This is a genomic window from Antarctobacter jejuensis, from assembly GCF_052266595.1.
GTDB lineage: Bacteria > Pseudomonadota > Alphaproteobacteria > Rhodobacterales > Rhodobacteraceae > Antarctobacter > Antarctobacter jejuensis.
The window spans coordinates 23683-38265 of record NZ_JBQQXJ010000018.1 but is presented as its reverse complement, the minus strand read 5'-3'; the positions used below and the strand labels follow the sequence as shown (position 1 = coordinate 38265).

Annotated in this window: 15 protein-coding genes; 13 read left to right on the top strand and 2 right to left on the bottom strand. The window is 64.4% G+C overall.

The window, feature by feature from the left end:
• The first annotated feature begins 59 nt into the window (after positions 1 to 59).
• From ACTXGA_RS20455 to ACTXGA_RS20395, 13 genes are all read left to right on the top strand, one after another.
• Positions 60 to 1112, top strand: a complete 1053-nt coding sequence (locus ACTXGA_RS20455; RefSeq protein WP_443396499.1) for an ester cyclase — start codon at positions 60 to 62, stop codon at positions 1110 to 1112.
• The gene (locus tag ACTXGA_RS20450; protein WP_443396497.1) at positions 1109 to 1747 is read left to right on the top strand and encodes a glutathione S-transferase family protein; all 639 of its coding nucleotides are present in this window, start codon (positions 1109 to 1111) and stop codon (positions 1745 to 1747) included. The genes ACTXGA_RS20455 and ACTXGA_RS20450 overlap by 4 nt, the downstream gene beginning before the upstream one ends.
• Positions 1744 to 2508, top strand: a complete 765-nt coding sequence (locus tag ACTXGA_RS20445) for an SDR family NAD(P)-dependent oxidoreductase (protein ID WP_443396495.1) — start codon at positions 1744 to 1746, stop codon at positions 2506 to 2508. Before ACTXGA_RS20450 ends, ACTXGA_RS20445 begins: the two co-directional genes overlap by 4 nt.
• Positions 2508 to 3536, top strand: coding sequence for a LacI family DNA-binding transcriptional regulator (locus ACTXGA_RS20440; protein WP_443396590.1), 1029 nt, complete (start codon positions 2508 to 2510; stop codon positions 3534 to 3536). Before ACTXGA_RS20445 ends, ACTXGA_RS20440 begins: the two co-directional genes overlap by 1 nt.
• Before the next feature lie 8 nt (positions 3537 to 3544).
• A complete protein-coding gene (locus ACTXGA_RS20435) occupies positions 3545 to 4534 on the top strand; it encodes a nuclear transport factor 2 family protein (protein WP_443396589.1) in 990 nt (329 codons plus the stop codon).
• A 138-nt stretch (positions 4535 to 4672) separates the two neighbouring features.
• The gene (locus ACTXGA_RS20430) at positions 4673 to 5638 is read left to right on the top strand and encodes a cupin domain-containing protein (RefSeq protein ID WP_443396493.1); all 966 of its coding nucleotides are present in this window, start codon (positions 4673 to 4675) and stop codon (positions 5636 to 5638) included.
• Between the two features lie 9 nt (positions 5639 to 5647).
• Complete coding sequence (locus ACTXGA_RS20425) at positions 5648 to 6094, top strand: hypothetical protein (RefSeq protein ID WP_443396492.1); 447 nt, start codon at positions 5648 to 5650, stop codon at positions 6092 to 6094.
• Complete coding sequence (locus ACTXGA_RS20420) at positions 6091 to 6582, top strand: hypothetical protein (RefSeq protein WP_443396491.1); 492 nt, start codon at positions 6091 to 6093, stop codon at positions 6580 to 6582. The genes ACTXGA_RS20425 and ACTXGA_RS20420 overlap by 4 nt, the downstream gene beginning before the upstream one ends.
• Before the next feature lie 40 nt (positions 6583 to 6622).
• Entirely contained in the window at positions 6623 to 7741 is a 1119-nt protein-coding gene (locus ACTXGA_RS20415; RefSeq protein WP_443396490.1) for a cobalamin-independent methionine synthase II family protein, read from the top strand.
• Positions 7738 to 8433: an alpha/beta fold hydrolase gene (locus ACTXGA_RS20410; RefSeq protein ID WP_443396489.1), complete on the top strand. Its 696-nt coding sequence runs from the start codon at positions 7738 to 7740 to the stop codon at positions 8431 to 8433. The genes ACTXGA_RS20415 and ACTXGA_RS20410 overlap by 4 nt, the downstream gene beginning before the upstream one ends.
• On the top strand, positions 8426 to 9121 hold the full coding sequence (locus ACTXGA_RS20405) for an RraA family protein (protein ID WP_443396488.1): 696 nt from the start codon (positions 8426 to 8428) through the stop codon (positions 9119 to 9121). Before ACTXGA_RS20410 ends, ACTXGA_RS20405 begins: the two co-directional genes overlap by 8 nt.
• A gap of 48 nt (positions 9122 to 9169) precedes the next feature.
• Positions 9170 to 9694: an antibiotic biosynthesis monooxygenase family protein gene (locus tag ACTXGA_RS20400; protein ID WP_443396487.1), complete on the top strand. Its 525-nt coding sequence runs from the start codon at positions 9170 to 9172 to the stop codon at positions 9692 to 9694.
• Between the two features lie 74 nt (positions 9695 to 9768).
• Positions 9769 to 12123 carry a Tex family protein gene (locus ACTXGA_RS20395; RefSeq protein ID WP_443396486.1) on the top strand — a complete coding sequence of 785 codons (2355 nt, stop codon included), beginning with the start codon at positions 9769 to 9771 and terminating at the stop codon, positions 12121 to 12123.
• A gap of 40 nt (positions 12124 to 12163) precedes the next feature.
• Here the strand turns inward: ACTXGA_RS20395 and ACTXGA_RS20390 are convergent, their stop codons facing one another.
• Positions 12164 to 13906, bottom strand: a complete 1743-nt coding sequence (locus tag ACTXGA_RS20390; RefSeq protein ID WP_443396485.1) for a KpsE/RkpR family capsule polysaccharide export protein — start codon at positions 13904 to 13906, stop codon at positions 12164 to 12166.
• A complete protein-coding gene (locus ACTXGA_RS20385) occupies positions 13884 to 14543 on the bottom strand; it encodes an ABC transporter ATP-binding protein (RefSeq protein ID WP_443396484.1) in 660 nt (219 codons plus the stop codon). The genes ACTXGA_RS20390 and ACTXGA_RS20385 overlap by 23 nt, the downstream gene beginning before the upstream one ends.
• Between the last annotated feature and the right edge of the window lie 40 nt (positions 14544 to 14583).

Genomic DNA, 14583 nt, shown 5'->3' with positions numbered 1-14583 from the left:
TCCGTCGAACCGGGGCTTTGCCCCGGACCCCAAGGTATTTTCAAACCCAAAGAAGACCGATGCCCGACATACATACCAGCAACAAAGCCGCCCTGGCACCGCTGCGCGCGGCGATGGTGGATTTCGACGCCGCGGCCGTCCGGGCCGCGCTGAAGGCGGTCATCGCGCCCGGTGCGGTGATCCACATGCCGCATCCGTTTGGCGATTTCGATGACGTCGATGCCTATTTCGACGCCTGCTATGCGCCGCTGCTGGCGGCGATGCCGGATCTTGAACGCCGCGACTGGATCGTGATGGGCGGCGCCGATGAGCATGGCCATGACTGGGTCGGCTGCGGCGGGCATTATTACGGCACCTTCGTCGGCCCTTGGCTGGACATTCCGCCGACCGGCCACCTTACCCACATGCGGTTCCATGAATTCTACCGCTTCAAAGAGGGCCGCGTGGTCGAGATCCAGACCCTCTGGGATATCCCCGAGGTCATGATGCAGGCTAGGGCCTGGCCGATGGCGCCCAGTCTTGGCCTCGAATTCTGCATCCCCGGCCCGGCGACGCTGGACGGGATCGTTCCCGGCCCTTGGGACGCGGAAAAGGCCGGTGCCTCGCAACAGCATATCATCGAGATGCTGAACCACATGAAAAAGCACCCCAGCCAAGGCGGGCCGGAGGTGATGGAGATGCCGCGCTTCTGGCATGAGCGGATGAACTGGTACGGGCCGGCCGGCATTGGCACGGGGCGCGGCATCGCAGGCTTCCGCAACTGGCATCAAATTCCGTTCCTCAACGGCATGCCGGACCGTGGCAAATACGTCGAGGACATCACCTATCATTTCTTCGGTGACGGCGATTACGCCGCCGTGACCGGCTGGCCCGACATGATCCAGACCGTCAGCCACGATGGCTGGATGGGGATCGCGCCCTCGGGCAAGAAGATCACCATGCGTTCGCTGGACTTCTGGCGGATCGAGAACGGCAAGATCCGCGAAAACTGGGTCATGGTGGATATTCTGGACGCCTATCGGCAGCTGGGCGTCGATGTCTTTGCCCGGTTGCGCGAATTCAACAAGGCACGGGTGCCGGGCCGCATTCCGTTCCCGGTCGGCGCGCCATGAGCCTGATCGTCCATGGGCGGGCGACCTCCTCCAATGTGCAGGCGGTCATGTGGGGTGCGGCGGAGCTTGGCCTTGCCCCCGATCGCCGCGACGTCGGCGGGGCCTTCGGCGGCAACGACACGCCAGAGTATCTGGCCATGAACCCGATGGGCGAGGTACCCGTGCTGCAGGACGGTGACGTGACGCTGTTCGAAAGCGCGGCGATCCTGCGCTATCTGCTGGGCCGCTACGGGCAGGGGCAGATCATGACCGATCCGCCCGAATGTGACAGCTGGGCGGATTGGGCCAAGCACCGCTTCGGGGCCGCATTCACGGTGCCGGTGTTCTGGGCCTACTACCGCACACCGGCGGACCGGCGTGACATGCCCGCAGTGGTTTCCGCGTTGAGAGAGCTGGAACGTCTGGCCGCCATCGGCATGGCGCAGCGCGGAGGCAAGACATGGCTGATGGGCGACAGGCTTTCGCTGGCCGACATCTGGTTTGGCCATGTGCTCTATCGCTATTTCACGCTGGACCTGCCGCGTGACGCGCCTGATGGCCTGACCGCCTATTACGCCGCGCTGACAGAGCGTCCGGCATACCGCACACATGTCATGGTGGATTATTCCAGCCTGCAAGGGAGGACGGTGAATTGAAACTGCCCCGCACACCTTCGTTTCGACTGGACGGCAAACGGGCGCTGGTCGCCGGGGCCTCCTCGGGGATCGGGCTGGCCTGCGCGGTGGCGCTGGCCGAGGCCGGAGCCCATGTGATCATGGCCGCGCGCGGGCGCGAGCGGCTGAAAAAGGCGGTTGAAGCGGTGCTGGACGCGGGACATTCGGCGGAACCTCTGCCGCTGGATGTCAGCGATATCGACGAAATGCGCAGGGCGCTGGTGCCGATCGGGGCCGTTGACGTCATGATCAATTCCGCCGGACTGGCCCGTCACGGACCGGCGCTGGACACCGATCCGGCGGATTATGACGCGGTCATGGATGCCAATGTCAAAGGCGCCTATTTCCTTGCGACCAGCGTTGCCCAGAACATGGTCAAGGCCGGGATCGGCGGGTCGATCATCACGATTTCCAGCCAGATGGCCAAGGTCGGCGGCATTGACCGGGCGGTCTATTGCGCGTCGAAACACGCGGTTGAGGGCTTTACCAAGGCCATGGCCATCGAATGGGGACCAATGGGCATCCGCGTCAACACGATCTGCCCGACCTTCATCGTCACGCCGCTGACCAGGCAGACCTTCGACCGCCCCGACCGCCGCGCCTGGGTCGAGGAAAAGATCAAGTTGGGCCGGGTGGGCGAGGTCGAGGACATCATGGGGGCGGCAGTCTTTCTGGCCTCGGACGCTTCTGCGCTGGTCACCGGCTCATCCCTGATGGTCGATGGCGGATGGACGGCGGACTGATGGTACAGGCCAAGGTCACCTCTGCCGAAGTTGCGGCCCGCGCAGGCGTCAGCCAGTCCGCAGTCAGCCGGGTCTTCACCCCCGGCGCCTCGGCGTCCAAGAAGACCATCGAAAAGGTGCGCAAGGCGGCGGATGAACTGGGCTACCGACCCAACGTGCTGGCCCGCGCGATGGTCTCTGGCAAGAGCCGCATCATCGGTCTGGTGGTCGCCTATCTGGAAAACTACTTCTATCCCGAAGCGCTGGAGAAACTGTCAACCGCGCTGCAGGCTGAGGGCTACCATGTCCTTGTCTTCATGGCCTCGCAAACCGCCGGGAACATCGATCAGGTGGTCGAGGAGATCCTCGACTATCAGGTCGACGGGATCGTCATGGCCTCTGTCGCCATGTCCTCGGACATTGCCGAACGCTGTGAACAAGCCGGTGTGCCGGTGGTGCTGTTCAACCGCTACGAGGATCGCGACGGGATCACCGCCGTCACATCGGACAACTTCGGCGGCGGGCGCCGGGTGGCCGAATTCCTGCTGGCGGGCGGTCATGAGCGGATCGGCCATATCGCCGGTTGGGAGGGCGCCTCGACCCAGCGCGACCGAGAGGCCGGGTTCCGCGCTGGTCTGGCCGCCGCCGGGCGCGACCTGCACGCCCGCGAGATGGGCAATTTCAACGTGGACACGGCGCGCGAGGCGGCGCGCGCCATGTTTGGCCGCGCGGACCGCCCGGATGCCGTCTTTGTCGCCAACGACCACATGGCCTTTGCCGTCATGGACGTGATCCGCTTTGAACTGGGGTTGTCGGTGCCGGGGGATGTTTCGGTTGTGGGCTATGACGATGTCCCGCCCGCCTCATGGCTGGCCTACAATCTGACCACGGTGCGCCAGCGCGCCAACCGGATGGTCGAGGAAACGGTCAAGGCGCTGCTGGCCCATATCGCCGATTTCCACGCGGAAAACGCTCAGAAGATCACAATTGACGGGCCGCTGATCCTGCGCGGATCGGCCCGCATTCCTCAAGGATGGACCCCCGAATGACAACCCCGATGAAAGGCTTCGACGCCAAATTCACAGACTTTCCCGACTACATCATCGGCATCACCAAGGAGATCTGGGAGGATCGCGGCATCGCGACCCTGCACCACTACTACGCGCCCGATATCGTCGTGCGTTCGCCCGCCTCTGTTGTCGTGGGCAACCAGGGGGTGATCGGCGCCACCATGGCGACGCTGGCGGAGTTCCCGGACCGGACCCTATACGGTGAGGATGTGATCTGGTCCGGCACGCCGGAAGAGGGGATGCTGTCCTCGCACCGGCTGCATTCGACCGCCACGCATATTCACCCCGGCGTCTATGGCGCGCCCACCGGCAAGAAACTGCACTACCGCATCCTTGCGGACTGTCACGCCATCAACAACCAGATCAACGATGAATGGCTGATCCGCGATCAGGGCGCCATTGTTCGGCAACTGGGCTGGGAGCCAAAGGATTTTGCCCGTGACCTGATCGCGCGTGAGGGCGGCCCGGACAACTGCGTGACGCCCTACACCCCCGCGAATGAGGTCGAAGGCCCCTACAAGGGCACCGGCAACGACAATGAATGGGGCCAGCGGTATGCCGATATCCTGACCCGCATCATGAATGCCGATTTCACCGTGATCCCGCAAGAATACGACCGCGCGGCGAACCTGTGCTATCCCGGCGGGGTAGAGACCCTGTCCCATGCCGGGGCAGACCAGTTCTGGATGGGCCTGCGCGCCGCTTTCCCGAATGCCGAGTTCCGGATCCATCACCAGATCGGCCGCGACGACCCGATGATGCCCCCCCGCGCCGCCATCCGCTGGACCCTGCATGGCAAGCACGAAGGCTGGGGCGCCTTTGGCATCCCCACCGGGGCCGAGGTTTTTGTGCTGGGCATTTCCCATGCCGAATTCGGGGCTTTGGTGGGCGGCAAGCCGCAACTGCGCCGCGAATGGACCCTGTTCGATGAAACCGCGGTCTGGAAACAGATCCTGCTCCAGACTGGTGATCTCTGAATGCTGATGCAGCCGCAGGCGCTCTGCCGCCACCACGTCTATCTGGCCAGCCTTCGGGCCAAACGGCTGAACCTGCGGCCGCCGGGGTAGGGGCGTTGCCAACCCTCACTTGCCCATATTCATTCAAGGACCAGACAGATGACCCCACAGGAAATGGAAGCCCGCATCGTCCGCTACGGCGAGCTGCGGCCCTGCAAGACTGCCTTCATCGACGCCCACACCCCGGGCAGCGATCAAAAGGAAAACTTCACCATCATCGGTGGCGGCGTGTCGGAATCCCCCGATCAGCACGTCCACATCTCCATCCCGCATGGTTTCAACATCGGGGCTGCGGGCCAGCCGCCCAAATGCCGCAACTCGCTGCATGATCACCGCACGGCAGAGGCCTTCTTTGTCCTCTCCGGACGCTGGCGGTTTTTCTGGGGCCGCTGGGGCGACGCGGGTGAGGTCACGCTGGAACCGGGCGACATCTTCAACATCCCCACCGGCATATTCCGCGGGTTCGAAAACATCGGCACCGATTATGGGATGATCATGGCGATCCTCGGCGGGGACGATGCCGGGGGCGGCGTCATGTGGGCGCCGCAGGTGATCGAGGATGCCGCCGACCACGGGCTGGTGCTGGGCGAGGATGGCAAGCTGTATGACAGCAAGAAACAGCAACGCCTGCCCGACGGTGTAAAGCCCATGCCGCTGATGAGCGCCGAGGAACTGGCCAAGCGCCCCGAACCCACCACGGCGGAGGTCCTGCCCAACCACGTCGCCCGTTATTGGGACCTCGTGGCACTATCAGACAAGATCCCGGCCAAGGTTATTGGCGAAACCGGCATCCTGAAGGACAAGCCGGGGTTCGAGGTCGACTTCATCACCCGCGCTTCGGCCAAAGAGGCCAAACATGCGCATGACAAACCCTCTGTCCTGATGCCGGTCAAAGGTCACTGGAAGGTCACATGGACCGGCGGTTCCGTCACGCTGGCCCCCGGCGACACCATGTCCGTGCCGGAAAACCTGCCTCATTCCGCCGTGCCGTCCATGACCGGCGAGGCGGCGATGTACCACATCGTGGCCACCGGCGATCCCGCCGGGTTGACGTGGAAAGGCTAAGTCAAAGGCATGAGGTTCATCCTGGCCTTCGTGACAGCCGTGGGCGCGATCATCTCGATCAGCGCCCTCGGCGGCGGTGACATGCAGACACTGGGCTATGTCGGACCTGTTACCGCCGTGGCCGGGGTCTTTTTCTGGCGCAATCTGCGCGATCCGGAAGTGACGCGCAGAAACGGCCTGCGCGCACGCGTGACCTTTACCTTTGAACCGGGCGACGGCATCCGCCGCAACGGCACCTATGCCAGCGTTCGAACCTACAAGGCCAATTGGTTCGTCACGCTGCAACGGACGCCGGAACGGGGTGACATGCAGATGTATGACGTGGCGCAGCGTGGCTGGGTCTGGGTGGGGCCCGATGGCCTACCGGAAAAGGTCAAGATCTCTTACGCCTCGACCTGGAAAACATGGCCGGTCGTCAGCGCCGCGCCAATGCTGCCCCAAAAGGAAAATCCATGAACGCCGACGAAATCCTCGCCCTGACCACCTTGCATCCGGATCATGACTGGCAGCGGAACGGGTCCGTGATGCTGCCGCTTGTCGGGCGCGAGGTCCCGCTACTGGTTCTCTATGACCTGGAAAACATGCAGGTGACCGATGACATGGCGGCCGCGCTGGCCGAGCTTGTCGCCATTGGACCGGACAGGTGGGACCAGCTTTCCGCGCTGTTGCTGGCAGATGCGCAACGCGAATGTAGCTCGGGCGATCTGGGCTTTCCGCCGGTGGATGGCGAGGACACGACCCAGACCAACCGGCGCGAGATCGGGCTGAATCTGGATGGCTCGGCCCCAGAGGGGTGGTGCCAGCAGGATTGGCTGGTCGGCGTGCAGGTGACCGACGATGGCGGCACTGCCGAGGCCGCGCTCAGCTTTCATGTCGAATGGGAGATCGAGCATGGCGCTTATGCCCGCCTGCGCGATGGTCAATTCGAACTCTTCACACCCTGACGCCCGGCGCGCACCCAAGACGGATTTGAAAGGACATACCATGACCGTTCTCACCACACATGTCGGATCGCTGCCGCGCACGCAGGAGGTGGTCGATTTCATCTTTGCCCGCGAAAACGGCACGCCCTACGATCAGGCGGCCTTTGATGCCTGTATGACGGCCGCCGTCTCCGAGACCGTGCGCAAACAGAAAGAGGCGGGTGTCGATATCGTCAGCGATGGCGAGACCTCCAAGATCAGCTACGCCACCTACGTCAAGGACCGCTACACCGGCTTTGACGGCGATAGCCCGCGCAACGCGCCTGCCGACCTAAAGATGTTTCCCGGTTTTCTCAAACGTCTGGCCGACGATGGCGGTACCCCCAAATACGCCCGCCCCATGTGCGTGGGAGAAGTGAAATCAAAGGGGCAGGGAGAGCTGGAAAAAGACATCGCCAACCTCAAGGCGGCGATGGCAGAGCACGGCGTCGACCGCGGTTTCATGAATGCGGCCTCGCCGGGCGTGATCTCGCTGTTCCTGCAAAACGATTTCTACAAGACACGAGAGGCCTACCTTGCCGCACTGGCCGACGCGATGAAGGCGGAATACGAAACCATCGTCGGCGCGGGTCTGGACCTGCAACTGGATTGTCCCGACCTCGCCCTGTCGCGGCACATGCTGTTCACCGACCTGACGGATGAGGAATTCGTCAAGGTTGCGAACATGCATGTCGAGGCGCTGAACCACGCGCTGTCCGACGTGCCGCAGGACCGGGTACGCGTGCACATCTGCTGGGGCAACTACGAGGGGCCGCATTGCTGCGACATCGGCATGGACAAGGTGTTCACCACGCTGATGAACACCAAATCCCGCTACGTGCTGTTCGAAACCTCGAACCCGCGCCACGCCCATGAATGGACGGTCTTCCGCGACCGCAAGGCAGAGATTCCCGGCGACAAGGTGCTGGTCCCCGGCGTTGTCGACACCACCACGAACTTTGTCGAACACCCGCAGGTGGTGGCACAGCGCATCCAGCGCTTCACCGATATCGTCGGCAATGACCGCGTGATCGCCGGGTCCGATTGCGGATTTGGTACTTTCGCGGGGTTTGGGGCGGTCGATCCCGACATCGCCTATGCCAAGCTGGCCGCGCTGTCCGAAGGGGCGAAACTGGCGTGACACCGCTGATCTACCTGCCCGGCATGATGTGTGACCCCCGCCTGTTCGGGCCGCAGGTTGCGGCGTTGCCGGGCACGGTGATGACCTTTGGCTTTGACGAAACCTCGGTTCAGGCCATGGCCACGCGCCTTCTGGCGCACGCGCCGGAACGGTTCGCGCTGGCGGGGCTGTCGATGGGCGGCATCGTGGCGATGGAAATGCTGCGCCAGGCGCCCGAGCGGATCGAGCGTCTCGCCCTGCTGGACACCAACCCGCTGGCAGAGCGCGATGAGGTCAAGGCCCGGCGCTGCCCGCAGATCGAAAAGGTGCGCGCGGGCAAGCTCACCGAGGTGATGCGCGATGAGATGAAACCCAACTACCTCGCCAAGGGCCCGAACCGTCAGGCGATTCTGGATCTCTGCATGGACATGGCTGTCTGTATGGGGCCAGAGGTGTTCGTGAACCAGTCCATCGCCCTGCGCGACCGCCCCGACCAGACCGCCACGCTGCGCGCCTTTACCGGCCCCGCGCTGGTGCTTTGCGGGCGTGAGGATGCGCTCTGCCCGGTCGCGCGCCATGAATTGATGCACGCGCTGATGCCACAGTCCACCCTGACGGTGATTGATGGCGCGGGCCACCTGCCGACCCTTGAACAACCCCAGCAGACCAACGCAGCCCTGCGCGCATGGCTGAAGGAGACAAACCATGGATGACGACCTTCTGACACTCCTGCGGAGCGTCGATACCCCCACCGTCTGCAATGCCATCGAGGTGGTCGAGGGCAAGCGCGGCTTTAACCGCTTCACCCGCCGCACCATGCTGTCCAGCGTGCCCACCGAACCGGCCCTTGTCGGCTACGCCCGCACCGCGAAAATCTCGGCCGTCGCGCCGCCCACCGAAACGCCGGAGGTCATCAAGGCGCGGCGCATGGACTACTACCGCCACATGGCCGAAGGCCCGCGCCCCGCCATGGCCGTGGTCGAGGATCTGGACGGGGATGAGGCCATCGGCGCCTACTGGGGAGAGATCAACACCACCGTGCACAAGGGGCTGGGCCTGTGTGGCGCGCTGACCAACGGCGTGATGCGCGACCTTGGCGACCTGCCCGCAGGGTTCCCCGTGATCGCGGGCAAGATCGGCCCCAGCCACGGTTTTGTCCATGTGCGCGAAATCGCTACCCCGGTGTCCATCTTCGGCCTGACCGTGGCTGACGGCGAGCTGGTTCACGCGGACCGCCACGGCGCGCTGGTGATCCCGGCGGACTATGCCGGCGAGCTGGAGGCAGCCATCCGCAAGATGATGGAGACCGAACAGATCGTCCTGCGTGCCGCCCGTGAACCGGGGTTCAATTTCGCGAAATTCGAGGCCGCATGGGCCGCATTCGAAAAGGCCCGCACTTGACGCCCGCCGCGCCGCGCGAAACTCTGGCGCGGCGCAAGGGGGCGGATCATGCACGGTTTATTCTTCAACGTCCGGCCAAAGCCGGGGCATCTGGATCACTACTTTGCCCATGTGGAGCGGCTGAAGCCGGTCCTCGCCCGGCATGACGGATTGCTCTATCTGGAACGGTTCCGCGCATTGGATGACCCCGACGAACTGCTTTCTCACCAGCATTGGCGCGATGACGATGCCATCCGCGCATGGCGCGAAGATCCCGAACACAAGATCAGCCAGGCTGCCGGTCGCCGCATCCATTTCGACAGCTACCACCTGCGTATCGGCCCCGAACTGACCGACGAAACCCCGGCCACCCGCCTGCTGGTTGCCCTTTACGGCGCCGCACCGGCCAAGCAGGGGCGCGCCTTCGAAAGCGTCACCACTCCGGGCCGCTTCGTCACCCTGATCGACGCGGCCAGCGCCGAAGAGGCACGTTCCCTGACAACTGGCGCGGATACCGCCCGCATCTTTGCCATCACCCGCGATTACACCCACACCGACCGCGCCGAAGCCCCCGATCAGCAGACGCGCGCCTGACGGCGCGCAACCGCTTCCCCTCGGTTCTCTCTGGCGCTATTCAGGGCCTCCCGAACAGCGCAAGGAGCCCGCTCGTGTCAGCCGCCGTGGAACGTATCAACCGCACTATCGCCACCGACATCGGGGCCACCCCCAAACAGGTCGCCGCCGCCGTCGGCCTGCTGGACGAAGGCGCAACCGTGCCTTTCGTCGCCCGTTACCGCAAGGAGGTGACCGGCGGTCTGGACGACACGCAGCTGCGCCTGCTGAACGACCGGCTGGAATACCTGCGCGACATGGAGGCGCGGCGCGAAACGATCCTCAACTCGATCAAGGAACAGGGCAAGCTGACCGATGCGCTGGCCCGCGACATTGCCAAGGCCGAAACCAAGGCCACGCTCGAAGACATCTACCTGCCGTACAAGCCCAAGCGCCGCACCAAGGCGATGATCGCCCGTGAAAACGGGCTGGAGCCGCTCTTGCGCGGTATCCTCGACAACCGCAATGCGGACCCGGAAAAGCTGGCCGCAGGCTATTTGAACGCCGAGGTGCCGGACACCAAGAAGGCGCTGACCGGCGCTCGCGATATCCTGGCTGAGGAACTGTCGGAAAACGCCGGCCTCATCGGGCGTCTGCGCGATTTCATGAAGGCCGAGGCGATCATCTCCGCCAAGGTCGTCGAGGGCAAGGAAGAGGCCGGGGCCAAGTTTTCCGACTACTTCGACCATAGCGAGAAATGGGCCGACATTCCCGGACACCGCGCGCTGGCGATCCTGCGCGCCGCCAAGGAAGAGATCGTCTCCATCGAAATCGCGCCCGATCCCGAGGTGGGCGCGCCGCGCGCCGTCAATATGGTCGCCGCCGAAATCGGCGTCTCCGGCGAGGGGCCGGGGGACAAATGGCTGCGTGACGCGGCGGGCTGGGTCTGGCGGGTCAAGCTGAGCCTGACCATGTACATGGACCTCATGTCAGACCTGCGCCGCAGCGCCCACGAAGAGGCAATCACCGTCTTTGCCCGCAACCTCAAGGACCTGCTGCTGGCCGCCCCCGCAGGGGCCCGCCCGACGTTGGGGCTTGATCCGGGCATCCGCACCGGGGTCAAGGCCGCGGTCGTCGACGCCACGGGCAAGGTGGTGGACACCGCCACGATCTACCCGTTCCAGCCCAAGAACGACATTCGCGGGGCAGAGGCCAAGATCATCGAACTGGTGCGTAAACATGGCATCGACCTGATCGCCATCGGCAACGGCACCGCCAGCCGCGAGACAGAGCGGCTTGTCGGCGACACGCTGAAACTGCTGCCGCCGGAGACCAGGAAACCGACCAAGGTTGTGGTGTCCGAAGCCGGGGCCTCCGTCTATTCCGCCTCGGAACTGGCGGCGCGGGAATTCCCGGATCTGGACGTGTCCCTGCGCGGCGCGGTCAGCATCGCGCGGCGTCTGCAGGATCCGCTGGCCGAACTGGTCAAGATCGAACCCAAATCCATCGGCGTCGGCCAGTATCAGCACGACGTTGATCAGCGCCGCCTGACACAGGCTTTGGAGGCGATGGTCGAGGATGCGGTGAACGCCGTCGGCGTCGACGTCAACATGGCCTCCGCCCCCTTGCTGTCCCATGTCGCCGGGCTTGGCCCCCGACTGGCAGAGGCGATCGTGGCGCATCGTGACAGCAACGGGGCCTTCCCCTCGCGCAAGGCGCTGTTGAAGGTCGCGGGCCTTGGCCCCAAGGCCTTTGAACAGGCGGCGGGCTTCCTGCGCATCCGCGATGGTGAGGAGGCCCTGGATGCCTCCTCCGTCCACCCCGAGGCCTACGGCGTCGCGCGCCGGATCGTCGCCGCCTGCGGCCGTGATCTGCGGCAGATCATGGGCAATGCCGACGCGCTCAAGGGGCTGCGCGCGGAACAGTTCGTGGACGACACCTTTGGCCTGCCCACCGTGCGCGACATCCTGTCGGAACTGGAAAAGCCGGGCCGCGACCCGCGCCCCGAGTTCAAGACCGCCTCCTTTGCCGACGGGGTCGAGGACATCAAGGACCTCAAACCCGGCATGATGCTGGAAGGGACGGTGACAAACGTCGCCGCCTTTGGCGCCTTTGTAGATATCGGCGTGCATCAGGACGGGCTGGTTCACATCAGCCAATTGGCGGACAAATTCGTCAAGGATCCGCACGAGGTGGTCAAAACAGGCGATCTGGTCAAGGTCCGCGTGACAGAGGTGGACATTCCCCGCAAACGCATCGGCCTGACCATGCGCAAGGATGGCGGCGCGGCCTCGGGCGGGCGTCCACAGGGGCAGGACGCGCGCCGTGGCGGCGGGCCAAAGCCGGGCGGCAACCGCCCGCCCAAGGGCGGCGGCCCGCGCGGCGGCAAGCCTCAGGGCGGCGCATCCAACGGTGGTGGCAATGGCGCGCTGGGCGATGCATTGCGCGCCGCGATGAAAGGCAAGACCTGAGCAATCTGGCGGCCCGATCCCCTCGGGCCGCTTTCGCCGCCTAGCTGGACACCTGCTCGCGCAGGATAGAGGCCGTCAGCGAGATCATCAGGTAGATGCCGCCAAAGATCAGGAAGGCCAGCACCGTGTTCTCGAACTTGCGCGGATAGCTGGGATCTTCCGACGGCACAGGCTCCACCGAGGTCGTCAGATAACGCGCCTGGCTGTCCGCATCGCGCCGCGCCTGTTCCAGCCGCTCCAGCGCGGTCTGCAACATCAGGTCACGGGTGGCCAGATCGGCCTCCGCCAGCTTGATCTGCACCGCCTTTTCGGCCAGCGATTCCTCCCCGGTGGTGGCCGAGGTCATCTGGTTGTTCAGCCGTACCAGCAGGGCCTCCAGCCGCCGCACATCGCCGCGCGCGCCGTCCACCTTGGCCTGATTGGGCCGTGCATTGTCCAAAAGCGCCTGCAATTGCAGCTGCTTTTCCTGGTACTGCAGTTCATAGGTGTTGATCTGCTGGCGCAGCGCCGCGATCCGCGCCTCCGGGTCGACGATATTGCCCTCCTGCTGCATGCGCACCAGCTTTTCCTGCGCCTCCCGGCGGGCAATCGTTGCGTCTTCCAGACCCTGTTCTGCGTCCACGACCGCGTTCGACCGTTTGCGGAACGACAGGTTGTCCACCCGGTCCTCGGCATATCCGATCAGCGCCTTGGAGAAATCCGCCGCGGTCTGCGGGTCGGCGGCCATGACCTCCATCTTGACCACTCCCTCGGTCGGGTCATAGCCGATCTCGATATGCCGCTTGTACAGCGAATAGGCCTCTTCGTTGGACGGCTCCGCCCCCAGACGCTGAATCGGGTCGATGAACTCCTGGGTGAAATGCGCCTTGAACCCCTCATCCTGATCCAGCCGCAACATGGCATCCTTGGACGTCAGGTAGGACTGCACCGCGATGGCGTCCTGATTGGTGGCGAACTGCGTGCCGGAAAACAGCGATCCCATCCCTCCGCCGCTGCTCTCCGCCTTCAGGATCAGGAATTCGGACTTGGTCGAATACATCGGCGTCGCCACGCCGTAAAAGTAATATCCCGCAACGATCGTCGGCAGCAGCACGAAGGCCGCCAGCCGCGTCAACAGCAGCATCATCTTCTTGCGGCGTCTTGCGGCCAGTTCGCGCTGGATTTGCAGGATCTCGGCGGCGCGCCGGTCCGCCGGGCTGACCGTTTCTGTAGAGGGCAGCTGTTGCTTTCCGATCTGCACGGTCTGCGGCAGCTGCACCTTGGGTTCCGGCGCTTGCGCCCTGGGGGCGGCCGCCGGTTTGGCCGCCGGGTCCGCCTGCACCAGTTCGAGCATGTTTGTCCGCTGGAACGGATCGATTCCCCGGGCGCGCAACAGCCGCACCGCATCGAAATCCGAGGTCGGGTTCAGCCCGTGTTTCTGCGCCACACGGCGCGCCATGCGCAATTGCCGCCCGGTCAGACCCTCTGACCGGATTGCCTCTATGTCCGTCTCACCCGCCACCTGCTGAGGAGAGGCGACCTCTCCGGCGCGAGCCGTCCCGGCGGCCGGCTTGGAAAACTTCGGCAGCTGCGACCCAGAGGCCGGAACGGGCGCAGACCCCGACGCAGACCCCGGCGCTGACCCGGGTGCCGCGGCGGGCGGCGCGGAAGAGGGCGCAGGATCCCCGCGCGGCGCGGCCCCCGCAGGCGGTGCGGCAGATCGCGACTCCGCCTGTTCCGAAGCGGCGGGCGTGGCCGGAGACCGCCGAATGCGGAACTTCTTAGCCTTCGGTTTCATAGTCATAGAGCCGTTTCGCTTCTTCCAGAGTGTCGAACATATGCATCTTGCCATCCACGAGGACAGCCGCCTTGCGGGCGAATTTCTCAAGGATCTTCGGCTGGTGGCTGACGATGATGATCGTCGTCGTGCGCAACCGCTCGGCCAGGATGTCACCGGCCTTGCGGTTGAACTCGGCATCGGTGGAATTTGGCATGCCTTCATCGATCAGGTAGATATCGAAGTCCAGCGCCAGCATTAGCGCAAAGGTGAACCGCGCGCGCATCCCGCTGGAATAGGTGCCGATCGGCTGATCGAAATATTCCTGCAGATCGCACAGCCAGCGGCAGAACGATTCCACGTAATCCGGGTCCAGCCCGTACAGCTTGGCGATGAAGCGCGCGTTTTCCTTGGCCGAGATCTTGGAGACGACGCCGCCCATGAACCCCAGCGGAAAGGAGACGCGGCAATTGCTGCGGATTTCGCCCTCGTCGGGTTTTTCCAGACCGGCCATCATCTTGATGACCGTGGTCTTGCCGGTGCCGTTGGGGGCGAGGATGCCCAGCGACTCACCCAGGTCAACGCGAAAGGACACCCGGTCAAGGATCACCTTGCGCTGGGTGCCGGTCCAGAAGGACTTGCTGACCATGTCGAACTCTAACATCAGGGCTGCCCCGATCGCTGCCTGCGGTTCCCGTACAATT